29 protein-coding genes are annotated in these 22,544 nt (G+C 74.1%); 18 read left to right on the forward strand and 11 right to left on the reverse strand.

Annotation, left to right across the window (positions count from 1 at the left end; translation table 11 throughout):
- Positions 1–130 precede the first annotated feature (130 nt).
- The 4 genes from QRT03_RS12275 to QRT03_RS12290 all read left to right on the forward strand — a co-directional run bounded on the left by QRT03_RS12275 (position 131) and on the right by QRT03_RS12290 (position 4,154).
- Entirely contained in the window at positions 131–757 is a 627-nt protein-coding gene (locus QRT03_RS12275) for a DUF998 domain-containing protein (protein WP_286053079.1), read from the forward strand.
- Between the two features lie 146 nt (positions 758–903).
- Complete coding sequence (locus tag QRT03_RS12280) at positions 904–1,959, forward strand: thiamine pyrophosphate-dependent enzyme (protein WP_286053080.1); 1,056 nt, start codon at positions 904–906, stop codon at positions 1,957–1,959.
- A 3-nt stretch (positions 1,960–1,962) separates the two neighbouring features.
- Complete coding sequence (locus tag QRT03_RS12285; protein ID WP_286053081.1) at positions 1,963–2,931, forward strand: alpha-ketoacid dehydrogenase subunit beta; 969 nt, start codon at positions 1,963–1,965, stop codon at positions 2,929–2,931.
- A gap of 26 nt (positions 2,932–2,957) precedes the next feature.
- Positions 2,958–4,154, forward strand: coding sequence for a dihydrolipoamide acetyltransferase family protein (locus QRT03_RS12290; RefSeq protein ID WP_286053082.1), 1,197 nt, complete (start codon positions 2,958–2,960; stop codon positions 4,152–4,154).
- Here the strand turns inward: QRT03_RS12290 and QRT03_RS12295 are convergent.
- Entirely contained in the window at positions 4,140–4,589 is a 450-nt protein-coding gene (locus QRT03_RS12295) for an Lrp/AsnC family transcriptional regulator (protein WP_286053083.1), read from the reverse strand. The genes QRT03_RS12290 and QRT03_RS12295 overlap by 15 nt on opposite strands.
- A gap of 79 nt (positions 4,590–4,668) precedes the next feature.
- On the opposite strand from QRT03_RS12295, the gene QRT03_RS12300 reads away from it, so the two are divergent.
- The 7 genes from QRT03_RS12300 (at position 4,669) to QRT03_RS12330 (ending at position 10,112) form a co-directional block, all read left to right on the forward strand.
- Entirely contained in the window at positions 4,669–5,853 is a 1,185-nt protein-coding gene (locus QRT03_RS12300) for a glycosyltransferase family 4 protein (protein WP_286053084.1), read from the forward strand.
- Positions 5,850–6,884, forward strand: coding sequence for an NUDIX hydrolase (locus QRT03_RS12305; RefSeq protein ID WP_286053085.1), 1,035 nt, complete (start codon positions 5,850–5,852; stop codon positions 6,882–6,884). The genes QRT03_RS12300 and QRT03_RS12305 overlap by 4 nt, the downstream gene beginning before the upstream one ends.
- Before the next feature lie 61 nt (positions 6,885–6,945).
- Positions 6,946–7,854, forward strand: coding sequence for a pyridoxal 5'-phosphate synthase lyase subunit PdxS (gene pdxS / locus QRT03_RS12310; RefSeq protein WP_286053086.1), 909 nt, complete (start codon positions 6,946–6,948; stop codon positions 7,852–7,854).
- Positions 7,855–7,901: 47 nt separating this feature from the next.
- Complete coding sequence (locus tag QRT03_RS12315) at positions 7,902–8,477, forward strand: hypothetical protein (protein WP_286053087.1); 576 nt, start codon at positions 7,902–7,904, stop codon at positions 8,475–8,477.
- A 41-nt stretch (positions 8,478–8,518) separates the two neighbouring features.
- On the forward strand, positions 8,519–8,950 hold the full coding sequence (locus QRT03_RS12320; protein WP_286053088.1) for a hypothetical protein: 432 nt from the start codon (positions 8,519–8,521) through the stop codon (positions 8,948–8,950).
- A gap of 26 nt (positions 8,951–8,976) precedes the next feature.
- Positions 8,977–9,612: a pyridoxal 5'-phosphate synthase glutaminase subunit PdxT gene (pdxT, locus tag QRT03_RS12325; RefSeq protein ID WP_286053089.1), complete on the forward strand. Its 636-nt coding sequence runs from the start codon at positions 8,977–8,979 to the stop codon at positions 9,610–9,612.
- Between the two features lie 32 nt (positions 9,613–9,644).
- Positions 9,645–10,112, forward strand: a complete 468-nt coding sequence (locus QRT03_RS12330; RefSeq protein WP_286053091.1) for a winged helix-turn-helix transcriptional regulator — start codon at positions 9,645–9,647, stop codon at positions 10,110–10,112.
- A gap of 3 nt (positions 10,113–10,115) precedes the next feature.
- Here the strand turns inward: QRT03_RS12330 and QRT03_RS12335 are convergent, their stop codons facing one another.
- A complete protein-coding gene (locus QRT03_RS12335) occupies positions 10,116–10,619 on the reverse strand; it encodes a PaaI family thioesterase (RefSeq protein WP_286053093.1) in 504 nt (167 codons plus the stop codon).
- 46 nt (positions 10,620–10,665) lie between these two features.
- Positions 10,666–12,588: an HNH endonuclease signature motif containing protein gene (locus QRT03_RS12340; protein WP_286053095.1), complete on the reverse strand. Its 1,923-nt coding sequence runs from the start codon at positions 12,586–12,588 to the stop codon at positions 10,666–10,668.
- A 197-nt stretch (positions 12,589–12,785) separates the two neighbouring features.
- Between QRT03_RS12340 and QRT03_RS12345 the strand changes: the two genes are divergently transcribed.
- From QRT03_RS12345 to QRT03_RS12355, 3 genes are read left to right on the forward strand one after another with little or no spacing between them, the layout of a single operon-like run.
- Positions 12,786–13,547, forward strand: a complete 762-nt coding sequence (locus QRT03_RS12345) for a YebC/PmpR family DNA-binding transcriptional regulator (RefSeq protein WP_286053097.1) — start codon at positions 12,786–12,788, stop codon at positions 13,545–13,547.
- Entirely contained in the window at positions 13,544–14,044 is a 501-nt protein-coding gene (locus QRT03_RS12350) for a GNAT family N-acetyltransferase (RefSeq protein ID WP_286053098.1), read from the forward strand. Before QRT03_RS12345 ends, QRT03_RS12350 begins: the two co-directional genes overlap by 4 nt.
- A gap of 43 nt (positions 14,045–14,087) precedes the next feature.
- Positions 14,088–14,786: a hypothetical protein gene (locus QRT03_RS12355; RefSeq protein ID WP_286053099.1), complete on the forward strand. Its 699-nt coding sequence runs from the start codon at positions 14,088–14,090 to the stop codon at positions 14,784–14,786.
- Positions 14,787–14,790: 4 nt separating this feature from the next.
- On the opposite strand, the gene QRT03_RS12360 is transcribed toward QRT03_RS12355, so the two are convergent.
- From QRT03_RS12360 to QRT03_RS12370, 3 genes are all read right to left on the reverse strand, one after another.
- Complete coding sequence (locus tag QRT03_RS12360; protein ID WP_286053100.1) at positions 14,791–15,471, reverse strand: recombinase family protein; 681 nt, start codon at positions 15,469–15,471, stop codon at positions 14,791–14,793.
- A gap of 533 nt (positions 15,472–16,004) precedes the next feature.
- A complete protein-coding gene (locus tag QRT03_RS12365) occupies positions 16,005–16,568 on the reverse strand; it encodes a GNAT family N-acetyltransferase (RefSeq protein WP_286053101.1) in 564 nt (187 codons plus the stop codon).
- A gap of 31 nt (positions 16,569–16,599) precedes the next feature.
- Positions 16,600–16,839 carry a hypothetical protein gene (locus QRT03_RS12370; RefSeq protein WP_286053103.1) on the reverse strand — a complete coding sequence of 80 codons (240 nt, stop codon included), beginning with the start codon at positions 16,837–16,839 and terminating at the stop codon, positions 16,600–16,602.
- A 123-nt stretch (positions 16,840–16,962) separates the two neighbouring features.
- Here QRT03_RS12370 and QRT03_RS12375 point away from each other — a divergent pair, with 123 nt between their 5' ends.
- Positions 16,963–17,277, forward strand: a complete 315-nt coding sequence (locus QRT03_RS12375) for a hypothetical protein (RefSeq protein ID WP_286053104.1) — start codon at positions 16,963–16,965, stop codon at positions 17,275–17,277.
- 34 nt (positions 17,278–17,311) lie between these two features.
- The gene (locus QRT03_RS12380) at positions 17,312–17,644 is read left to right on the forward strand and encodes a hypothetical protein (RefSeq protein WP_286053106.1); all 333 of its coding nucleotides are present in this window, start codon (positions 17,312–17,314) and stop codon (positions 17,642–17,644) included.
- 54 nt (positions 17,645–17,698) lie between these two features.
- On the opposite strand, the gene QRT03_RS12385 is transcribed toward QRT03_RS12380, so the two are convergent.
- Positions 17,699–19,126, reverse strand: a complete 1,428-nt coding sequence (locus tag QRT03_RS12385; RefSeq protein WP_286053107.1) for an MFS transporter — start codon at positions 19,124–19,126, stop codon at positions 17,699–17,701.
- A gap of 318 nt (positions 19,127–19,444) precedes the next feature.
- On the opposite strand from QRT03_RS12385, the gene QRT03_RS12390 reads away from it, so the two are divergent.
- Positions 19,445–19,573 (forward strand): hypothetical protein, encoded by a 129-nt coding sequence (locus QRT03_RS12390; RefSeq protein ID WP_286053108.1) that lies wholly within the window; start codon positions 19,445–19,447, stop codon positions 19,571–19,573.
- A gap of 55 nt (positions 19,574–19,628) precedes the next feature.
- On the opposite strand, the gene tenA is transcribed toward QRT03_RS12390, so the two are convergent.
- The 4 genes from tenA to QRT03_RS12410 are packed head-to-tail and all read right to left on the reverse strand — an operon-like array spanning position 19,629 to position 21,427.
- Positions 19,629–20,279: a thiaminase II gene (gene tenA / locus QRT03_RS12395; protein WP_286053109.1), complete on the reverse strand. Its 651-nt coding sequence runs from the start codon at positions 20,277–20,279 to the stop codon at positions 19,629–19,631.
- A gap of 4 nt (positions 20,280–20,283) precedes the next feature.
- Positions 20,284–20,589, reverse strand: a complete 306-nt coding sequence (locus QRT03_RS12400) for a YciI family protein (RefSeq protein ID WP_286053110.1) — start codon at positions 20,587–20,589, stop codon at positions 20,284–20,286.
- A 2-nt stretch (positions 20,590–20,591) separates the two neighbouring features.
- A complete protein-coding gene (locus QRT03_RS12405; protein ID WP_286053111.1) occupies positions 20,592–21,092 on the reverse strand; it encodes an SRPBCC domain-containing protein in 501 nt (166 codons plus the stop codon).
- The gene (locus QRT03_RS12410; protein WP_286053113.1) at positions 21,089–21,427 is read right to left on the reverse strand and encodes an ArsR/SmtB family transcription factor; all 339 of its coding nucleotides are present in this window, start codon (positions 21,425–21,427) and stop codon (positions 21,089–21,091) included. The genes QRT03_RS12405 and QRT03_RS12410 overlap by 4 nt, the downstream gene beginning before the upstream one ends.
- An 86-nt stretch (positions 21,428–21,513) precedes the next feature.
- On the opposite strand from QRT03_RS12410, the gene QRT03_RS12415 reads away from it, so the two are divergent.
- Positions 21,514–22,479, forward strand: coding sequence for a cobalamin biosynthesis protein (locus tag QRT03_RS12415; protein WP_286053114.1), 966 nt, complete (start codon positions 21,514–21,516; stop codon positions 22,477–22,479).
- Positions 22,480–22,544: the final 65 nt, after the last annotated feature.

Here is a 22,544-nt window from a genome sequence, read left to right on the forward strand (position 1 = left end):
CGTGATCTCCCTGGTGGTGCGGATCGGTCGTCATGACGTCGGGTCGAGCGGTATGACAGGGAATGTAGCCGTTCCCTGTCGCATCGAGGTGCTCGACGTCCTCCCGACACCCCGCACCGAGGAGGACGCCATGACCGCCACGCTCCCGACCCGCCCCGACACCACGACCACCCCGGCCACGACCCGCCGCCTGCTGCTCGCCGGCGCGGTCGCTGCCCCGCTGTGGACGACGGTCGCGCTGGCCCAGGCCGTCCTGCGGCCGGACTTCGACTTCAGCGTCCAGCCGCTCTCGATGCTCTCGACCGGATCGCTGGGTTGGCTGCAGATCACGAACTTCGTCGTCGGCGGGCTGCTCGTGCTCGCCGGAGCGGTGGGGCTGCGACGCCGACTGCCGCAGCACCCGTGGCTCGGCCGGCTCACCGGGGTCTACGGGGTGGGCTTCGTGGCGGCCGGCGCCCTGGTCCTCGACCCGCCCGGGACCACCGCGATGAGCTGGCACGGCGCCGGTCACCTGCTCGCCGGGACGCTGGCGTTCGCCGCCCTGGCCGCCGCGTGCGTCGTCCTCGCGGTCCGGTTCCGCCGCGAGGGCCGGCCGGGTGCCGCCGTCGTGTCCGTCCTGGGCGCGGTGACCGTGGTCGCCGGCAACGCCTGGGCGATGACCGGGGGCGCTCTCGGGTCGATGACGCTGGGGTTCGGCGTGATCGCCGCGATGCTCTGGGTCTCCGCAGTGTGCGCCCGGGCGACGACGGGTCGGTGACCCGAACGATCATCCGGTCAAGTCGCCTCAGGACTGGACAAGAGGGCGGCACGAGTCGATGATGGTGCACATACGGCCAGTCGGTGGCGCGGCGACCCCGCTCCGCCGACCGGACTCCAGGCACCGCGACCCGGTGGAGAGACCCGATGGAGACGTACCGACTGCTCGACCCCGACGGCACGCTGCGCGACGACCCCGCCGCGGAGCACGTCGACGCCGAGCTGTGCCGAGCCCTGTACCGCGACATGGTGCTGGCCCGGCGACTCGACTCCGAGGCCTACAACCTGCAACGCCAGGGCGAGCTCGGGCTCTGGCTGCAGTGTCTCGGGCAGGAGGCCGCCCAGGTCGGGTCGATCCGCGCGATCCGCGACGACGACCAGGTCTTCCCCTCCTACCGCGACCACGCCGCGGCGATGTGCCGGGGCATCACCGCCGAGGCGCTCCTCGCGCAGTGGCGCGGCGTGCGGCAGAGCGGCTGGGACCCGGCCGAGCACCACTTCGGCATCTACACCCTGGTGCTCGCCGCCCAGCTGCTCCACGCCGTCGGCTACGCGATGGGCGTGGCCCGGGACGGCACCGACGAGATCGTCCTGACCTACTTCGGCGACGGCTCGTCGAGCGAGGGCGAGGCGAACGAGGCGTTCAACTGGGCCGCGACGGTGCACGCCCCCGTGCTGTTCTTCTGCCAGAACAACCAGTGGGCGATCTCCACCCCGACGAGCGCCCAGTTCGGTGCCCCGCTGCACCGGCGCGCCGAGGGCTTCGGGCTCGCGGCCCAGCTCGTCGACGGCAACGACGTCCTCGCGGTCCGGGCGGCCACGCAGCGGGCGGCGGAGGCGGTGCGCCGCGGCGAGGGACCGGCCCTGATCGAGGCGACCACGTACCGGATGGCGGGGCACTCGACCTCCGACGACCCGACCCGCTACCGCAGCGAGGCCGAGCTCGACCACTGGCGCACCCTCGATCCGATCGACCGGCTGCGCCGGCTCCTCGAGCGCGAGCAGTGGACCGACGAGGCGTTCGTCGCCGACCTCGACGCCGAGGCCGACGCTCTGGGCACCGAGGTCCGCCGGGTGTGCCGGGCCCTGCCGGACCCGGATCCGGCAGCGATGTTCGCCCACGTCCTGCCGACGGGCTCCCCGACGGTCGACCACCAGCGCGAGGCGTACGCCGCGTACAGCGCCTCCTTCGAGGAGGACTGAGCCGTGCCCACCACGCTCTCGCGCGCGGTCAACGAAGCCCTGCACCACGCCCTCGCCACCGACCCCTCGGTCCTCGTGATGGGCCAGGACGTCGGTGGCCTCGGCGGGGTCTTCCGGGTGACCGACGGCCTGCAGAAGGACTTCGGCCCCGACCGCGTCATCGACACCCCGATTGCCGAGGCGGGCATCGTCGGGACCGCGATCGGCCTCGCGATGCGCGGCTACCGGCCGGTCTGCGAGATCCAGTTCGACGGCTTCGTCTACCCGGCGTTCAACCAGATCACCTCGCAGCTCGCCAAGATCCACGCCCGTAGCGGCGGACGGATCACCGTGCCGGTGGTCGTGCGGATCCCGGTCTCCGGCGGGATCGGGGCGGTCGAGCACCACTCGGAGTCCAACGAGGCCTACTTCGCGCACACCGCCGGGCTGCGCGTGGTCGCCGCGGCCACGCCGCAGGACGCGCACTGGATGCTGCGCCAGGCGATCGCCTCGGACGACCCGGTGATCTTCTTCGAGCCGAAGTGCCGGTACTGGTCCAGGGGCGAGGTCGCCGCCGACGCCGACCTGCCCCTCGACGCCGCCCGCACCGTGCGACCCGGCTCCGACCTGACCCTGCTGACGTGGGGCTCGATGGTGGAGACCTGCCTCGCCGCGGCCCGGGCCGCGGAGGAGGAGGGCCACGATCTCGAGGTCGTCGACCTGCGCTCGCTCTCCCCGGTCGACGTCGACGCGCTGACGGCCGCCGTGGCACGCACCGGCCGGGCGGTCGTCGTCCACGAGGCCCCGACGTTCGGCGGCCTGGGCGGCGAGATCGCGGCGACGCTGGCCGAGCGCTGCTTCGACCGGCTCGAGGCGCCCGTGCTGCGCGTCGGCGGCTTCGACGTGCCGTACCCGGCCGCCCGGCTGGAGTCCCACTACCGCCCGGACCTCGACCGCGTCCTCGACGCCGTCGACCGGTCGCTGGCCTACTGATCTCGCGACGACCGACGGGAGCCCTCGTGCCCACCACCGAGACCTTCCGCCTCCCCGACGTGGGCGAGGGGCTCACGGAGGCGGACATCCTCACCTGGCACGTCGCCGTGGGGGACGCCGTGACGGTCAACCGGACCCTCGTCGAGGTGGAGACGGCCAAGGCGGCCGTCGAGCTGCCGTGCCCGTTCGACGGCACCGTCGCCGAGATCCTCGTCGGCGAGGGCGACACCGTGGCGGTCGGCAGCCCGATCGTCACGATCACGACGGCGACCGAGCCGGCCGAGGAGGGCTCCGGCGACGTCCTCGTCGGTTACGGCACCAGCGCGTCCGCGACGCGCCGGCGGCGGCGCCGCGCGCCGGAACCGGCCACACCCGCCGTCGGGAACGGGCGACCGCCGGCCACGCCTCCCGTGCGCAAGATGGCCAAGGACGCCGGGGTCGACCTGGCCGAGGTGGCGTACGAGGGCGAGCGTATCTCCCGCGAGGACGTCCGCCGTCACCTCGAGCAGGAGCCGGAACCGGCGGGGGAGACCCGCGAGCGGATCGCCGGGGTGCGCAAGGCGACCGCGGCCGCCGTCACCACCAGCGCCTTCACCGCCCCGCACGTCACCGAGTTCCTGACCGTGGACGCCACCGAGACGATGGCGACGGTGGCGGTGCTCAAGGAGCACCCGGCGTTCGCCGGGGTCCGCGTCACGCCGTTGCTGCTGGTCGCGCGGGCGGTGCTGTCCGCGATCCGGCACCACCCCGAGGTCCACGCGCGGTGGGACGAGGCGAACCAGGAGATCGTCCGACTCCGGACGGTCAATCTCGGGATCGCCGCGGCGACGCCGCGCGGCCTGATCGTCCCGAACGTTCCCGACGCCGGGTCGCTGACGCTGGTCGGGCTCGCGCGGGCGCTCGAGGAGCTGACGACGACCGCGCGGGAGGGCCGGACCACCCCGGAGCGGATGCGCGGCGGCACCGTCACGATCACCAATGTCGGGGTGTTCGGGGTCGATGCGGCGACGCCGATCCTCAACCCGGGGGAGTCCGCGATCCTGGGCGTCGGGCGCATCGCGCGCCGCCCGTGGGAGTACCACGGCGAGGTGGCGCTGCGCGAGGTCACGACGCTCTCGCTGTCGTTCGACCACCGGCTGGTCGACGGCGAGCTCGGCTCGCGGGTGCTGGCGCGGATCGGGGCGGTGCTCAGCGACCCGGCACGGGAGCTACTCCTCGACTGAACCCATCCGCCGCCGCGTGTCCAGGATGATCATGGTCTCGCTGTGCTGGAAGTCCGCGACGGACCAGACGTCGCCGAGCAGCACGTCGCGCAGGTGGTTCTGGTCGCGCACCAGCAGGGTGAGCACGAGGTCCCAGCGGCCGGTGACGAGCTGGATCGAGCGGACCTCGGTGATGCCCGAGAGCAGGTCGAACGTGGTCTGCACCGGCTTGCCCTGACGCAGCTCGATCGCCACCAGGACCTCCAGGCCGTAGCCGAGGGCCGCCGGGTCGACCTCGAGGGTCCAGCCGCGGATCACCCCGCGCTCCTGGAGGCGCTCGAGCCGCTCGCCGACCGCGCCCGGCGACATGCCGATGGCGCGCGACAGGCTGCGTGCGGAGGCCCGCGGATCGGCTCCGAGCAGGCGCAGCAGTTGCCGGTCGACGTCGTCCACCATGGGTACTTCGTACAGGTGAGCAGAAAGTGCGGCTATAGGCCCTCGTAGTGCTCACCTGCGCGCAGCGCACACTGCACGGGTGCGCATCGGGATCGTCTGCCCCTACTCGCTGGACGTGGCGGGCGGGGTCCAGGCGCACGTGCTGGACCTCGCCCGCGCGCTGATCGGGCTCGGGCACGACGTCGACGTGCTGGCGCCCGCGAGCGAGTCAACGCCGGTCCCCGAGTTCGTGACGCGGGCCGGGCGCGCGGTGGCGATCCCGTACAACGGCTCGGTCGCACGGCTGACCTTCGGGCCGGTGTCGATGCACCGGGTGCGGCGCTGGCTCGCGGCGAACGCGTTCGACGTGCTGCACCTGCACGAGCCGACCGCCCCCAGCCTGTCGATGCTCGCGCTCGCGGTGGCCGAGGGACCCGTCGTCGCCACCTTCCACACCTCGACCCCGCGCTCGCGCACGATGCTCGCGTTCCAGCCGGTGCTGCGCCCGCTGCTGGAGCGGGTGACGGCCCGGATCGCGGTCTCGCCGCTGGCGCGCCAGGTCTACGTCGAGCACCTCGGCGGCGACGCGGTGGAGATCCCGAACGGGGTCGACGTCGCGGCGATCGCCGCCGTCGCCGCCGCGGACCCGCTGCCCCGGCCGTCCGGGACGCGCACCGTCGGGTTCGTCGGGCGCTTCGACGAGCCGCGCAAGGGCATGCCGACCCTGCTCGAGGCCCTGGAGCCGCTCGACGCCCGGCTGCTCGTGGTGGGGCGCGGGGACGTGGCCGAGCTGCGGTCCCGGCTGCCCGCGGTGCTCGCCGACCGGGTCGACGTGCTCGGCGCGGTCGACGAGCGGACGAAGGCCCGCGCGCTCGGGGCGATGGACGTGCTCGCGACCCCGAACACCGGAGGGGAGAGCTTCGGCATCGTCGTCGCCGAGGGGCTCGCCGCCGGCACCCCGGTGGCCGCGAGCGACATCGAGGCGTTCCGCCGCGTGCTCACCGACCCGGACACCGGGGAGGAGGCGGGCCTGCTCCTCCCGCCCGACGACCCGGCCGCGTGGACGTCGGGCCTGGCCGCCCTGCTCGACGCGCCGTCCCGACGGGCCGATCTGGCCGCCGCAGGTCGGCTGCGGGTGCGCGCGTTCGACTGGACGACGGTGGCCGCGGCCGTGCTGCGCGTGTACGAGGTGGCCGTCGCCGCCGATCCCCGCCGCGTCGAGGCCCGCGACGAGCCGGCAGTAATCTCGTCCGGCAGGCGAGCGGGACAGGGGAGTGGCGCGTGAACGTGTTCGGGCCCGGCGGATGGGTCCTCGTCGTCGTCATCGCGGTCGTCGTGGTGTTGCTGCTGGTCACCGCCCTGATCGCGATCGGCCGGGCCCGGCGGCTGGACCGGCTGCACGTCCGGATCGACGCCGCCCGCCTCGGCCTGCTCGCCGCGCTGGACCGCCGGGCCGCCGTGGTGCGCGCCGTCGCCGCCACCGCCCCGCCCTCGGCGCTCTCGCCGACCGCCCGCCGGGCGCTGCGCGCGGCCGCCCGGCACGTGGAGTCGGCCGGGGACGGGGAGGCCCGCGAGGTCGCGGAGAACGAGCTGGTCGCCCACCGCGCACCGCTGGAGACCGCGACGCTGCCGCCGGACCTCTCGGCCGAGCTCGCGGACGCGGACGCCCGGGTGGTCGTCGCCCGCCGGATCCACAACGACGCCGTGCGCGACACCCGCGCCCTGCGCGGGCGGCGGATGGTGCGGGTGCTGCGGCTGGCCGGCACCGCGCCCGACCCGGAGTACTTCGAGATCGCCGAGCCGTCCGCGGGTGCGGGCCCGGCCGACGAGCCGGAGGACGCCGCGCTCGCCCGGGACGCGGCCCGCGTCGTCGTCCTGGACCCCGACGAACGGGTCCTGCTCTTCGAGGGGGTCGACCCGGCCCGCCCGACGGAGACCTTCTGGTTCACCCCCGGCGGCGGGGTCGAGCCGGGGGAGGAGCCCGTCGACGCCGCGGCGCGGGAGCTGCGCGAGGAGACCGGGATGACGGCCGACGGCCTCGCCGGCCCGGTCTGGGTCCGGGACGTCAGGTTCTCCCACGACGGCGTCGCCTACGCCGCGCGCGAGCTGTTCTTCCTGCTGCGCGTGGACGACACCCCGGAGATCGACGTCTCGGGGTTCACCGAGCTGGAGCGGCGCACCGTGCGCCGGCACCGCTGGTGGACCCGGACCGAGCTCGCCGCGACCATCGACGTCGTCTACCCGCGCCAGCTCTCCGACCTGCTGGGCGATCCCGGCTCGACCGCGCCGGTCGACCCGCCGGTGCCGATCCAGTAGCGGTCCGGGGTAGCCGCCGTCACCGCTGACGTCGCCGGGGGACACGTTTAGCATCGGGGGCATGACCAGCCCCACCCAGACCAGCACGTCCCGGACCGGCTCCGACGGGGTCAAGCGCGGTCTGGCCGACATGCTCAAGGGCGGCGTGATCATGGACGTGGTCACGCCCGAGCAGGCGAAGATCGCGGAGGACGCCGGCGCGGTCGCCGTCATGGCGCTCGAGCGCGTCCCGGCCGACATCCGGGCCGACGGCGGCGTCGCCCGGATGTCCGACCCCGACATGATCACGGGGATCGTCGACGCCGTGTCCATCCCGGTGATGGCGAAGGCGCGGATCGGGCACTTCGTCGAGGCGCAGGTCCTGCAGTCCCTCGGGGTCGACTACGTCGACGAGTCCGAGGTGCTCACCCCCGCCGACGAGGCCCACCACATCGACAAGTGGGCGTTCACGGTCCCCTTCGTGTGCGGGGCGACGAACCTCGGTGAGGCGCTGCGACGCATCGGTGAGGGCGCGGCGATGATCCGGTCCAAAGGCGAGGCCGGGACCGGCAACGTCGTCGAGGCGACCCGCCACATGCGCGCCATCCGGGCCGACGTCCGCCGGCTCGCGCGGATGGACAGCCAGGAGCTCTACGCCGCGGCGAAGGAGCTGCAGGCGCCGCTGCCGATCGTGCAGGAGATCGCGGGCTCCGGCCGGCTCCCGGTGGTGCTCTTCACCGCCGGCGGCATCGCGACCCCCGCCGACGCGGCGATGATGATGCAGCTCGGCGCCGAGGGCGTGTTCGTCGGCTCCGGCATCTTCAAGTCCGGGGACCCGGCCCGGCGGGCCGAGGCGATCGTCAAGGCCACCACCTTCCACGACGACCCGGACGTCATCGCGAAGGTCTCCGCCGGCCTGGGGGAGGCCATGGTGGGACGCACGACCAGCGACATGCCCGACTCGGAGCGGCTGGCGACGCGGGGGTGGTGACGGACCACCGGGAGTCCGGAACGTCCGGGATGGGAGGATCGCGCGCGATGACCGCGGAGACGAACGAGGGCGCCCGACGGCGGGTCGTCCCGATGCAGCCGGTCGACGCACCGACCGACGTGCTGCCCACGGTCGCCGGCCCGGCTGCTCCGGCTGCTCCGGTCCCGCCCGCGGCGCCGCGTCCGAACCCGCCCGCGGCGCCGCGTCCGGCGCGGCCGGAGGCCGGGGCGCCGCCGGCCGAGGAGGGCACCGAGCGTCGCAACGGCATGGGCACGCCCGCTCTCGTGCTCGGGCTGCTCGCCGCCGGCACCGCGTGGAGCGGGTGGGCCGGCGTGGTCCTCGGCCTGTTCGGCGCCGCCGCGGGGTACCTGGGCGCGCGCCGGGCCTGGAAGGGCCTCGCGACCGACGGCGCGCTGTCGCTCGGTGGGCTCGTCCTCGCCGCGGTCGGGCTCGTGTGGGGCGCGGTCGTGGTGTCCCAGTCCCTGTTCGGCAGCGGGACCTTCGGCGACGGGCTCACCCTCGACCAGTGTCTGCAGCAGGCCTACGGCGCGCACGAGATGCACATGTGCAAGTCGCAGCACATCACCGAGTTCAACCAGCGTTTCCCGAACGCCGCCGAGTAGGTCGACGGCCGGTCGTCGGGGGCCCGTGGGACGATCCCGACATGACGAGCTCCCGCCCCGCCGACGTCCGACCCGGCCCGGACGACCGCGGCCCGGGCGGCTGGGGCGGCTGGGGCTCACCGGCCCTCGTGCTCGGGATCATCGCCGCGGGCACCGCGTGGGTGGTCGGCTGGGTGGGCGTGGTGGCCGGGCTCGCGGCCGTCGTCATCGGCTTCATCGGCGCGCGGAAGGCCTTCGGTGACCCGGAGCGCTCGGGCGGCGCGGCCCTCGCCGGCCTCGCGCTCGGTATCGTGGGGCTCGTCTGGGGGCTCGCGGTGGTCGTGCCCACGCTGGTCGGCTCCGGGGAGTTCGGCGCGGGGCTGACCCTCGACGAGTGCATGGCGCAGGCCAATGGCCAGCAGGAGCAGCGGATGTGCGCCAGCCAGCACCTCGAGGAGTACCGCGCGCGGTTCCCGGGGCGGACGGACACGTAGCGGACTCGTAGGCACACGGAGGGGCGATGACGACGGTGGCGGCTCCGACCGTGGGGGTCCTGGCCCTCCAGGGCAACGTCGCCGAGCACCTCGACGCGCTGCAGGCGTGCGGCGCGGACGCGCGGCCGGTGCGCCGTCCGGCCGAGCTCGACGCGGTCGACGGCCTGGTCCTGCCGGGCGGGGAGTCGACGACGCTCTCCAAGCTCCTGGTCGCCTTCGACCTGCTGGAGCCGCTGCGTGCGCGGCTCGCCGCGGGCCTGCCGGCGTTCGGCTCGTGCGCGGGGATGATCCTGCTCGCCCGCGAGGCCATCGACGCCCGGCCCGACCAGCACCAGCTCGGCGCCCTCGACGTCGTGGTGCGCCGGAACGCCTTCGGGCGCCAGGTGCAGTCGTTCGAGACGGACCTGACGGTCACCGGCGTGCGCGGCGGCCCGGTCCGCGGGGTGTTCATCCGCGCGCCGTGGGTCGAGTCCGTCGGCCGGGGGGTCGACGTGCTCGCCCGCATCCCCTCCAGCACCGGGGGCCCGGCGTCGGGCAAGGTCGTCGCCGTGCGGCAGGGGCCGGTGATGGCGACCGCGTTCCACCCGGAACAGACCGGGGACGCCCGCCTGCACGACCTGTTCGTGGCGCGGGTCCGGGAGTCCGTGGCCGCGGCACGCTGAGTCCCGCCGCGCCACTCACCTACGCTGGTCCCATGGACTGGCGGGAGCTCGACTCCGCGACCTGCTCGATCGCGCGCACGATGACGGTGCTGGGCGAGCCGTGGGCGATGCTCGTGCTGCGCGACGTACTCAACGGGGTCTCCCGGTTCGACGACCTGGTCGACCACCTCGGCATCGCCCGCAACGTCCTCACCCGCCGCCTGACCACGCTTGTCCGGGCCGGCATCCTCGAGACCCGGGAGTACCGCGAGCCCGGCCGTCGGACCCGGCACGAGTACCGGCCGACCGCCGTCGGCCGCGACCTGCGCCCGGTGCTGCTCGCCCTCATGGCCTTCGGCGACCGGCACCGCGCCGGGCCGGAAGGCGCACCGGCCGTCGTCGTGCACGACTGCGGGGCCGAGGTGCACGTGCGGGAGGTGTGCGACGACGGGCACGTGCTGGCCCCCTCCGACCGGGTGCGGATCACGCCGGGCCCCGGGGCCCGGCGCCGGTCGGCCTGACCGTCAGCGCAGGATCAGGCAGCTCGACGTCGCCTCGCCGAGCAGCCGCCCACCGGCGTCGGTGATCGACGCGCGCGCGAGCACCACCCGTCGTCCGGACGAGACCACGACGCCCTCGCAGCGCACCGGTCCGGTCTCCGACGACATCGGGCGCAGGAAGCGCACGCTCAGGTCCAGGCTCGTGTAGGCCACGTCCGCGGGGAGCGTCGACTGGACCGCGCACCCGCAGGCCGAGTCGAGCAGCGTCGCGAAGATCCCGCCGTGCACCGAGCCGATCGGGTTGTAGTGGAACTCGGCCGGGGTCAGCGTGAACACCACCCGGCCCTCCTCGACGGTCTCCACGTCCGCGCCGATGGTCGCCATGATCGGCGGGGGCGGGAGCTCGCCCACCGCCAGGGCCTGCAGGAACTCCAGCCCGGTGCGCCCGCCGGCCGCGGCGGCGAGGGCGCGCGGGTCCTCCCAGGTGTACGAGCGTTCCCGGACGACGGGCGTGACCTCGGTGCTCACCGGACCTCCTGAGTTGCTTGACGAGACCCAGAACCTAACGCACGTCCTAGAAGGGCGGGTCGTCGTCCTCGTCACCGGGCGGGGGCGGGCCGGCGCGGGCGGCCAGTCGGCGGGTGAGGTGGGCGGCGGTGGCCAGCGACGCGGGGGTGTAGTAGCCGTCGCGGGTGGGACGGGCGGCGTAGTCGGGCCGCTCGACCGCGGGCCGCCGGGCGAGCAGGGCGGGTGGGACCTGCGTGCCGGGTGCTAGAGGCGCGGGCAGCGGGTGGGTGACGCGGCTGCGGACGTGGTGGACGGTCCCGGTGGGGTCGGTGATGACGAAGCGACCGGGCTCGGGTTGCTCGTAGTGCCAGCCGCCCTCGTGCTTGGCGCGGTGGTCGTGGCGACAGAGGTTGCCCAGCCCGTCGGCCTGGGTGGGCCCGCCGAACGCGTGGTCGAGGGTGTGGTCGTGGTCGCAGCGGGCGGCGAGCCTGCGGCAGCCGGGGGCGATGCAGCGCTCGTCGCGCGCGTCGATCCAGCGGGCGAGGGCGGCCCCGGGCAGGCGGCGGTCGCGATCGCGCGTGGTGGTCGCGGGGTGCTGGTCGGGCGGCAGGTCGCAGGAGCGCCGGTAGGCGGCGAGGAGCCCGGCGAGCCACGGGTCGGCGGGTGGTTCCTCGAGGAGGGCGTCGAGCAGCGCCGCCGGGGCGGTGATCTCGACGATGCGCCGGCGGTGTCGTTCGTTTCTCGTGCAGTGCGGTGGGGCGCGGAGGACCAGCAGGTGACGCAGGGTGTCGTGCTCGTCGTGGACGAGCACGTGCCAGCTCGCGGCGCCGTGGGCGGCGGCGACGCCCCGAGCGGCCCCGGCGGTGGTGCCGCCGAGTTCGGGCAGCTCGCCGGGGTGCTCGTCGAGACCGAGCAGGGTCGAGAGCCGCATGCGCAGCGCGACGCCGCGCGGGTGGGCGAGCACGGCGGGCGCCAGGCCGTCCGCGCCGGTGTCGTGCGGGTCGGTGTCCTCCGCGCCGGAGTCGTGCGGGTCGGTGTCATCGGGCGGCGGGCCGTCGTCGGGTCCCTTGCCGTCGGGTCCGTCGGGTCCGTCGGGTCCGTCGGGTCCGTCGGGTCCGTCGTCGTCGGGTCCGCCCGGGTCGCGGCCGGGGTCGGTCGGTGGGCCGCTGCAGACCTCGGTGAACACGGCGTCGAGGGCGGCCTGGTCGTCGGCGCCGGCAAGGGAGCCATCGAGCAGGCGCAGGAACAGCCGCGCCCGGAGGAAGCCCAGCCCGACGTCGCTGCCGACGAACGCCAGCCGCGCCCGCAGCTCGACGGCGAGGGCGTCGAGGTGCAGCTTGGCGTCCTGGGCGAGGTCCGGCGGCAGGTCGTGCCCGGTGAGGTCGACCGCTCCCGACGGCGCGGTACGGGCGGAGACCCGCGCGGCGGCGACCGCGGCGGCGAGCCGGGCCGCCGCCCACTCCGGATCGACCGCGCGGGCGACCTCGAGAATCCGCAGTCGCAGCGCCTGGTACGCCAGGCCGCCGGCCTCGGGGAGGACGATCTCGACCACCCGGGCGCACTGGCCGTCGTCGAGGCCCTCGGTCGCGGAGTGGAAGATCGCGGCCTTGCGTTCCTCGAGGTATCCCGACGCCATCGCCTCGCCGAGGGCAGGCACCCGGTCCAGCACGAAGTCCGCCAGCATGAAGCGCGTCGAGGCCATGGTCTCGGACCAGCCCAGCCCCGCGGCCGCGACGGCCGGGGCGAACTGCCCGTCGTGGACGCGCTCCGCGGTGTCCGCCCGGGCCCGGCACGCCTCCTGCAGCGCGCGCAGCAGCACCGCGTCGTCGTGGTTGCGCTGCCGGGCCGCGGCCCGCATCCACGCCGCCGCGTGCTGGCCGGACAGCTCCGTGGGCACCACCGCCGCGAGGACGGCCGCCAGCTCCGGCCCGGCGGTGACCCCGGCGAAGGGGTCACCGCCCGGCGTCTCGGTGAGCAGCACGGCGGCCATGATTCGAACTGTAGATCGAACCCCCGACAGTCACGCCTCCGTCGTCACTGGAGGAGCCCCCGCCGGTAGACTCGTCGGTCGAGGTAGGAGCGCGACGGGCCCCGGAGGGCCCTCGCCGCCCGTGCCGGCGCCGGCACCCCGCTCGCGGAGGTCGGGCCGCTGCACGGCTACGCGCGGACGACGAAGGGCGGAGAGCCATGAGCGGCCACTCCAAGTGGGCGACGACGAAGCACAAGAAGGCCGCCATCGACGCCAAGCGCGGCAAGATGTTCGCGAAGCTGATCAAGAACATCGAGGTCGCCGCGCGGACCGGCGGCGGGGACCCGGCCGCCAACCCGACCCTCTTCGACGCCATCCAGAAGGCGAAGAAGACCTCCGTCCCGAACGACAACATCGACCGGGCGGTCAAGCGTGGGTCGGGCGCCGAGGCCGGTGGGGCCGAGTACCAGGCGATCACCTACGAGGGCTACGCCCCGGGCGGCGTCGCGGTGCTCATCGAGTGCCTCACCGACAACAAGAACCGCGCGGCGGGCGAGGTCCGCACCGCGATGAACCGCAACGGCGGCGCGATGGCCGACCCCGGTTCGGTCGCCTACCTCTTCAACCGCAAGGGTGTCATCCTCGTCCCGAAGGAGCAGGCCTCCGGGGAGATCGGGGAGGACGACCTCCTGCTCGCCGTCCTCGAGGCGGGGGCCGAGGAGGTCAACGACTACGACGAGAACTTCGAGGTCGTCTGCGAGCCGACCGACCTCGTGGCCGTGCGCACGGCGCTGCAGAGCGCCGACATCGACTACGACTCGGCGGAGGCGTCCTTCGTCCCGTCGATGAACGTCGAGGTCGACGCGGACGGCGCCCGCAAGGTCCTGCGCATCATCGACGCGCTCGAGGACTCCGACGACGTCCAGAACGTCTACTCGAACTTCGACGCCTCCGACGAGGTCATGGCCGAGGTGGGATGACGGTCCTTCCCGACGGCCGGTCGGGGCCGGTCGTGATCGACCGGTTGCGTCCCGAGCACGTCGGCGAGGCCCTGACGGTGCAGTACGCGGCGTTCCTCTCCGAGGGGCGCCTGTACGGCTCGTTCGAGATCCCGCCGCTGACGGAGACGGCCGCCGAGCTGGCCGCCGACCTCGCGCGACCGGACACCCGCGGCTGGGCGGCCTGGACCGGGTCGCGCCTGGTCGGGAGCGTCCGCCTGCACGGGGTGGGCGGCCCGGCCCCGATCGGGTTCGCGCGCTGCTCGGTGGCCCCCGACGTGCAGGGGCGCGGCATCGGGACGGCGCTCATCGCCGCGGCGCACGCCGACCTCGCCACGGGCGTGGAGTCGGCGCTGGTGACCGGGGAGCGCAGCGCGGGCAACCTGGCGCTCTACGCCCGCCACGGCTACGTGGAGAGCGGCCGCGAGTTCGACGCGGCCGGGGTGGCCGTCGTGCGCATGTGGCGGGTCGCGCCGTGAGAGAGACCGTCACCCGACGGCGGTCGCGACCGTTTCCCATGGCGTGACGCCCCGAGAGCCCGCCCGGGGCCGTTCGACGCCGTGGTACTGCATCCACGAGTCGGGTGGTGCCGCCGCGTCGACGCTGGCCGCCGCCGGACTCGTCACCGCCGCGGCCATCCTGGCGTTCCTCGGACTCGTCGCCGCGGGGGAGTGGGCGCTGGGCGTGGTGGCGCTCGGGGTGGCGCTGGTCGCGGGCGGCAACGCGTGGGCGGCGGGCCGCAACATCCGGTGGTTCGATCGGGACCGCGGCGCACCGGCGGCACCGCCCGCCGCGCCCGTGCGCCCACCGGCACCCCCGCGCCCGGACGTCCCGCGCGACGCCGGGCGCCCGGTCGGTCCGCTACCGCCCGGCTGGTCGGCCCGGCCGCGGCCGGAGATGTCTCCGGCCACCCCGGGAGCCCCGGGTCCGGTCCCGCCGCGCCCGCTCCCGTCCCCGGCCCGCCCGACGGCGGCCGGCCCCCGACCTCCCGCCGCCGCAGTCCCGCCCGTCCCGGCACCGCCCGTCCCCGCGCCGCCCGTCCCGGCACCGCCGGTCGCGCCGTCGCGCCCGGCCGCGCCGGCGCCGGCACCCGCCGTCGGGCCGTCCGAGCCCGAGACGGTGGAGGCCCGGCCGAGCGCCCGGGAGACCGCTCGCAACGCCCGCACGCGGGCGCGCCCGGCGTCGAAGAGCCGTCGCGTCGCCGGGACGCGGCCGAGCTGACCCGTCAGTTCTCCTGACCGGGGTGGGCGTCGTCCGGCCCGGGCGGGACGACCTGTCGTCCGCCGAGCTCGGGGACGTGCTTGTAGAGCGTGGACCGGCTGACGCCCAGGAGCCGGGCGATGGAGGCCACGGAGTTCTCCGGGCGGGCCAGCATCGCCCGCGCCTGGGCCACCTGGTCGGGGCTCAGGGCCGGCGGCCGCCCGAGCCGCTGGCCGCGGGCACGCGCGGCGGCGAGGCCGTCGCGCGTGCCCTCGACGAGCAGCTCGCGCAGGAACTCCGCGAGCGCGGCGAAGACGTGGAAGACGAGCCGGCCGCCGGGCGTCGTCGTGTCGAGTCCCTCGTGCAACGAGCGGAACCCGACACCGCGGGTGCGCAGCTCGCTCACCAGCCCCACGAGCTGGGGCAGGGACCGGGTGAGTCGGTCCAGGCGCACGACGACGAGGACGTCACCCGGCGCCAGCGCGGCCAGACAGGCGTCGAACTCGGGCCGGGCCGCGCCTCCCTTTCCCGACGACGAGTCCACGAAGACCCGCGTGCATCCCGCGGCGAGCAGCGCGGCGCGCTGTTCCTCGGGATTCCCGGCCTCGCTCGGCGTACTGGCTGATCCCCGCCCGTACCCCACGACCTCACCGGAGACCTCCTCCGGCTCGGCCGCGAGGAGATCGCGACTCTGAACACCTTCCACGGGGCGAAAGGCTACGAGAAAGGGTTCGGACGTGCTGTTCCGGGCCCGGTGAACGTATTCGCAACGGGTTTGTCGTCGGGCAACCGGACGAATGTTCGGGGAACGATCCGCCTCAACGGTGGGCTGATCAGCCCCGTTTCTCTCACTCAGTGAGGCCGGACCGGACAGGGACGAGTCCGTTGATCGCTGAACGATTCAGCGACGATTACCCCCGATCGGGTGTATCCCGCGGTTCACGTTCACCACACGCGTCGTCCGACTGCGCCTGGACGGTGGCGGCGGGCCATCGCCGCAGGTCGGAGCCGTACGGAGCGACACGGAGCGCCGTGGAACCCGGCCGGACACCCGTGGCGGCGGGTGCCCGGCCGGGGAGGTGGGCGCCGCGGAGGTGACGCGACGCCCGGGGAAGAAACGGTGGGGGTCGGAGCCGATGACGAGAGTCGCGCGCATTTCGTCGAAAGGGTGACTCGATTGTGCACTCTCGTCACGACCGATGTCCATGAGACGCAGAGAATAATCAGAATGCGACGGGATCAGGTTCCCGGGCGCAGATCCTTCTGCATGATCACGGTGTCCACCCATTGTCCCTGCTTGTATCCGACCGCCGGCATCCGGCCGACGACGTCGAATCCGAGCCGACGGTGCAGGACGATCGAGGGGGTGTCGTGGCGCGCGTCGGGCAGCGTCGCGATGACGGCGACCACCTGCCGCACGTCGGTGTGGGCGAGGTCGTCGACCAGGGTCGTGAGCAGGCGCCCGCCGAGCCCCGCGCCGGTCGCCTCGGGCGCGATGTAGACCGAGTCCTCGACGGTGTACCGGTAGGCCGCGTGCGGGCGAAACTGCGCGCACACGGCGAACCCCGCCACCCGCAGGCCGCCCCGGGGGGCGTTCGGGTGCCCGGCGGGCAGGTCGGCCACCAGGAACGGCAGCTTGCGCTCGCGGGCCGCGGCGATGCGCTCCCGCCAGGTCGCCTCGGACGGCGGGTCCTCCACGAACGTCGCGATGGAGGCCAGGACGTACCCGCCGAAGACGTCGGCGATCCGGGACGCGTCGTCGTCCTCGGCGGGGCGCACGGTGATGGCCACGGGTCCGGTCATGGGCGCATCCTCCTCCTCGTACCGCGCGGGCTCACTCCACGCGGACGAGCTGGAACTCCCACTCCTCGGCCTCGTTCAGGGCCGTGCGCTCGTAGATCGCGTGGCTCTGCCCGCCGACCATCCGGGACATCGTCTCCCGGACCCCGCGCTCGTTCGACGGGAGCGGGATCCGCTGCACCAGCGGGGGCTCCGCCGGCCCGTCCTCCGGGACCGAGATCGCTCCGACACCCTGCAGCGGTCCGTTGACGTACCGGACGGCGACTTCCCTCATGCACCCCTCCAGGCGTGATCGCGTGGGGGCACCCTACGGCCGCGCTCCGCGCACGTCACCCGGATGGAACCCGACCCGATCAGACCAGCGCCGTCGGTTCGGGTTTCACCTAGCGTGGTGAGAATGCGCTCGGCGGTCCTCCTCCTCACCGGATTCGGGTTGCTCGTCGCCGGGACCGCCCTCATCGCGCTCGGGGCCGGCATGGTGCTCGGGATCGCCCTGATCGTGGTCGGGCTCGCCGCGAAGGTCGTGGGGTTCCTGCTGGGCGACTCCGCCTCCGCGGAGCCCGGCGGGGCGCGGACCCTGGCCGGGCGCAGCGTCGAGCGGCCCCGGGCCGGGATCCCGGTCGGTCGGGCGAACCTGCGCCGCGGGGTCGTGTCCCCGATGCGCTCCGCGCGCCCGGCCCCGCCCGCGACGCGGCACCGGCGGGCGTCGTGACCCTCCGGGTGCCCGGCGTGCGAGGCTCTGCGGCGTGACGGCCTGGGAGTACGCGACCCTCGAGATCTCGGCGGTCCAGTTGGCGAAGTCCGACCTCGACCCCTCGTCGTCGAGCCACGACACCGCCGAGTGGCAGGCGTACGCGATCGGCCCGAAGGACGAGCTGATCTTCGAGGAGTACCGGCCCTACAGCGTGCCGTGGGCGCGTCTGTTCGCCGAGCACCTCAACCGGCTCGGGCGCGACGGCTGGGAGCTCGTGCAGTTCGGCGGCCCGCAGCACGCGCTCTACCCGACCGGCTACGTGCACTCGTCGGGCACCTACACCACGGTCGTCGAGAGCCGCTTCGTCCTGCGTCGCCCGGTCTGAACGACGACGGCCCCGCCCTCCACCGGGGAGGACGGGGCCCGACGTCGTGAACCGTCAGCCGCGGGCGGCCGTGCCCGAGGCGGCGAGTTCGCGCGCCTCCTCGGGGGTGGACACCGACGGGTTGGAGCCGGGCAGCGGCCGGCCCGCGGGGTCCTTCAGCTTGAGCAGCGCCAGGACGCCGACGAGCCCGGCGAAGATCAGGTACACCGCCGGCCAGTAGCCCCACCCGGTCCCGAGCACCAGCCCCGTCATGATCAGCGACGTCGTCCCGGCGAAGGCCGAGACGAAGATGTTGAACGAGATCGACAGGCCGCCGTAGCGGATCTCCGTCGGGAACTGCGCCGGCAGCGTGGACGGGCAGGTCGCGGCGAACAGCACGAGGATCAGGCCCATCACGGCGAGGCCGACCGTGACCGCGAGGACGTTGCCGAGCTGCAGGATGTAGAGCATCGGGAACGCCAGCACGACCAGCGCGATGCACCCGGTGATCAGCAACGGCTTGCGGCCGACCCGGTCGGAGAGCATGCCGAGCGCGGGGATGATGAACACGCCGATCCAGAGGATGACGATCTGGATCACCTGGGACGTCGTGGTGTCGATCGCCTGACCGCCGACCGCGGTCACGTTGTCCTCGAGGAACGTCGGCATGTAGCTGGTGAGCATGTAGTTCGTGATGTTCCACGCCACGACCAGCCCGCCGGCGGTGAGCATCGCCGGCCAGTAGCGCACGAAGAGCTTCTTGATGCCCTCGCCGGCCTGCTGGCCCTCGCGCTCCTCGGACTCGTTGAGCAGCGTCTGGAAGGCCGGCGTCTCCTCGAGCTTGACGCGCAGGTAGACCCCGACGATGCCGAGCGGCAGCGCGATGAAGAACGGGATGCGCCAGGCCCAGGTCGACGCGAATTCGGGCGTGGAGACCAGCGGGATCACGGTCGCGACGGTGGCGCCGAGCGCGTAGCCGATGAACGTCCCGCACTCGAGGAAACTGCCGAAGAATCCGCGACGGCGGTCGGGGGCGTACTCGGCGATGAAGGTCATCGCGCCCGCGTACTCACCGCCGGTGGAGAAGCCCTGCACGACGCGGCACAGGATGAGCAGGATCGGTGCCCAGATACCGATCGCCGAGTACGGCGGGATGAAGCCGAGCAGGAAGGTGCCGACCGCCATCATGATGACGGTGATCGACAGGACCTTCGTGCGACCGATCTTGTCGCCGAGGGGACCGAAGAAGAGCCCGCCCAGCGGTCTGACCAGGAACGACACCGCGAACCCGAGAAACGTGCCGAGCTGCGCGAGCGTCGGGTTGTCCGGGGGGAAGAAGTTGTTCTCGATGGTGGTGACCAGGTAGGCGTAGACGCCGAAGTCGAACCACTCGGTGATGTTGCCGACCGCCGCCGCGCCCACGGCGCGCCGCATCGTCGCGTCGTCGGTGACCGTGATGTCGGGCGGCGTCCCGCCGGCCCCTGCCTCCGCCGTGTCAGTCACGTACTCGTCCTCCCCGCCTCGCGAACATGGTCGCGTCACTGGTTCAGACCATTAACCATGCGGCATCCCGGAGAAACCCGCAGAGCCGTTCTCGACGAAATGTCCGATTCGTCTACTTTGCTCGCGAAACTGTTGGTCGAGCGTGACATGGCACACGGAGATCCACCCGCCGGACCATGGAACACCCCCCGAGATCGACGCGTCATACAGGGTGGATGCAGCCAGCATCCGACGCTCGCAAGCGCCGGCCCTCCGGCCGGGTCACCCGGACCCGATCACCGGACACGGCGCGTGCACGTGGTGAGGAGGAGCCACCTGATGGCTGCTGTACTCGTGTCGATGGTCGTCGTTGCAGGAGCGGGATTCGGAGTGGCCTCGAGCCTCGCCGCGTACGCGCACCGCAACTGGCGGCGCACCCCGGCGATGGTCGAGCTCGCCGAGGCCTGAGCCCCGACCCCACGACGGCGGGTCCCCTCCAGGAGGGGGCCCGCCGTCGTCGTGTCTAGACCGGCCAGGTCTCGCGACGCCAGGCCGCGTCCCAGAACATCCACTCGTAGCGCGAGGTCGTCCGGTAGTGCTCGAGCACCCGTGCGCGTTCGGCCGCCGCGAGGTCGGTCGCGACCCGGTCCATGACCCCGAGTGCGGCGTCGACGACCGCCTGGAACTCGTCCCCGCCGTACATCGCGATCCAGCGTGCGTAGAGCGGGTCCGGGGACGAGGTCGCGAGCAGCGCCTCGCCGACCCGGGCGTAGATCCAGTAGCAGGGCAGCACCGCACCGAGGCCCTCGGCGAACGACCCGCCGTGCACCGTCGCGAGCAGGTAGCTGGTGTAGGCCAGCGTGGTCGGGGCGGGCGCGGCGGAACGGTCGACGTGCAGCGCCTCCGACAGCTCCGCGTGCATCTCCTGCTCCGCCGCGATCGCCCCGGCGGCGTGCTGGGCGAACAGCGTCGTGTCGTCCTCGGTCGGCGCCCGCGCCGCCAGCACGGCCAGCGCCCGGGCGTAGCCCCGCAGGTAGTGGCTGTCCTGGGTCACGAAGTGCCCGAAGGCCTCGTGCGGCAGCGTCCCGTCGGTCAGGCCGGTGAGGAACGGGTGGGCGAGGACCGCGTCGTAGACGTCGGCCGCGCCGTCCCAGAGCTCGTCGCTGAACGTCACGTGATCAGCGTGGCACGTCCTTCCGCAGCGTCGGGTCGATCATGGGGTGCATCTCGCCCCGGCACACTCCCTGCGCCACGGCCGGGTCGCCGTCGCGGACCCGCACCGCCTCGTCGTCGGAACCCGTCTCGACGACGGCCAGACCCCAGAACCCGGCGGGGTCGGCGACCGGGCCGAACAGCACGGCCGTGCCACGGTCGACGAGGTCGTGCCAGTAGGCGGCGTGCTCGCCCATGACGGCGGCCTCGTGCTCGGTCATGTCCTGCGCGAACGTCGGGCGGGGCGCGATCAGACGGTAGGCGTGGATCATCATCACTCCCGGATCTGTTCGGCGGCCGTCGTCAGGCTCGCGAGGATGGCGGTCCAGCCGCGGGTGAAGCCGCCACCGACGTAGCCGCCGGGGGTGGCGCAGTCGCGGGCCAGCTGCTCGTCGGACAGTGCCTCCCACCCGCGGTGCTCGACCGTGACCCGCGTCAGCGCCGGCGCGAGGACGGCGAAGGTCAGCTCGACCTCCGTGGGCGCCGGGGTCGGGGCCCACGTCATGACGAGCCGGTGCGGCGGCTCCCAGGCGAGCAGGCGGCCCCACTCGACCACCGTCCCGTCGTCCCAGGTCTCGTAGACGCGGCCCTCGACGCGCGGTTCGACCGTGACGTCGTCGACCCGCTCCTTGCCCGCCGAGTAGGGCCGCAGGGGCCACCACGTACCGATGGTGTCGACGAAGACGGAGAACGTGTGGTCGACGGAGCTGCGGACCAGCGTCGAGCGGCGGATCGGCGGACGCTGCAGCGGCAGCACCCGGGCGGTGTCGGTCATGCGATCTCCTCCCGGGCCGCCGTGTCGCGGTCGGCCTCGACGAGACGGCGGGCGGTGTCGAGGGCGGAGTCCCAGAGGTCCTCGAGCAGATCGCGCAGCTCGGCCAGGCCCTCGGGCCGGGCGCGGTAGAGCCGGCGGGTCGCCTCGCGGCGCTCGTGCAGGAGCCCGGCCTCCTTGAGGACCGTGAGGTGCTGGCTGACCGCGGTCCGCGAGACGTCGAAGGCGGCCGCGATCTCGCCGGCGGCGAGCTCGTCGTGCGCCACGAGCTGCAGGATCGCGCGCCGGCGCGGCTCGGCGAGGGCCTTCAGTGCGGCGTCGGCCGGGTCGGTCGTCATGACGGCCTCCTCTGTCGGTACGCGCTCACGTTAGCGGCGACGAACGTCAGTGTCTACTGACAGATAGGTCTGCGATCATGACCGCCATGCGTGCACGGGCCCTCGGGCTGCTGCTGGGGGTCGCCGCCGACGCGGTGCTCGGGGATCCGCGGCGGGGACATCCCGTGGCGGTGTTCGGGTCGGCGGCCGCCCGGCTCGAGCGGGCGTGGTGGGCGGACTCGCGCAGCCGTGGTGCGCTGTACACGACCGTGCTGGTGGGCGGGGTCGTGGCCAGCGGGGTGGCCGCGGAGCGGTTCCCGGGGCGCTGGCTCCGCGTGCTGGCGACGGCCACCGCCACCTGGGCCGTGCTGGGCGGGCGCTCCCTCGCGGGGGAGGGGTCGGCGCTCGCCGCGGAGCTCGACGCCGACGACCTCGCCGCCGCCCGCCGCCGCCTCCCGTCGCTGTGCGGGCGCGATCCGTCGTCGCTCGACGCGGACGGCCTGGCCCGCGCCGCGCTGGAGTCGGTCGCGGAGAACACCTCGGACGCCGTCGTCGCACCGCTCGTCTGGGGCGCGATCGCCGGGGTGCCCGGGCTGCTCGGCTACCGCGCCGCGAACACCCTGGACGCGATGGTCGGGCACCTCTCGGCGCGCCACCACCGCTTCGGCTGGGCGAGTGCGCGGCTCGACGACGTGCTCAACGGTGTCCCGGCCCGGCTCGCGGCGTTCTTGACGGCGGGTGCGGCCGGTTCGGTGGGTGGGCGTGCGGGGGACGCCTTCGCGGCGTGGCGGGCGGACGCCGCGAAGCACCCGAGCCCGAACGCCGGCCCGGTCGAGGCGGCCTTCGCCGGTGCCCTCGGCCGGCGGCTGGGCGGGCGGACCGTCTACCCGTACGGCGTGCAGGAGCGCCCGACCCTGGGCTCCGGACCCCCGCCCGGGGTCGCCGACCTCGCGCGGGCGGTGCGGCTGTCGCGGGTCGTCACCGCCGCCGCGGCGCTCGTCGCAGCAGGGGTCGCGGCGGCGGTGAGCCGAGAGGCACACCAGGCACGCCGGCGCGTGGACAGAGGTGCCTGATGTGCTCCTCGCGGTCGGAGCAGCGGGGTCCGCGTTCGCGAGAGGTACATCAGGCACCTCGACGG

This window comes from Actinomycetospora termitidis (assembly GCF_030286555.1).
In the GTDB taxonomy this organism is placed as follows: Bacteria; Actinomycetota; Actinomycetes; order Mycobacteriales; family Pseudonocardiaceae; genus Actinomycetospora; species Actinomycetospora termitidis.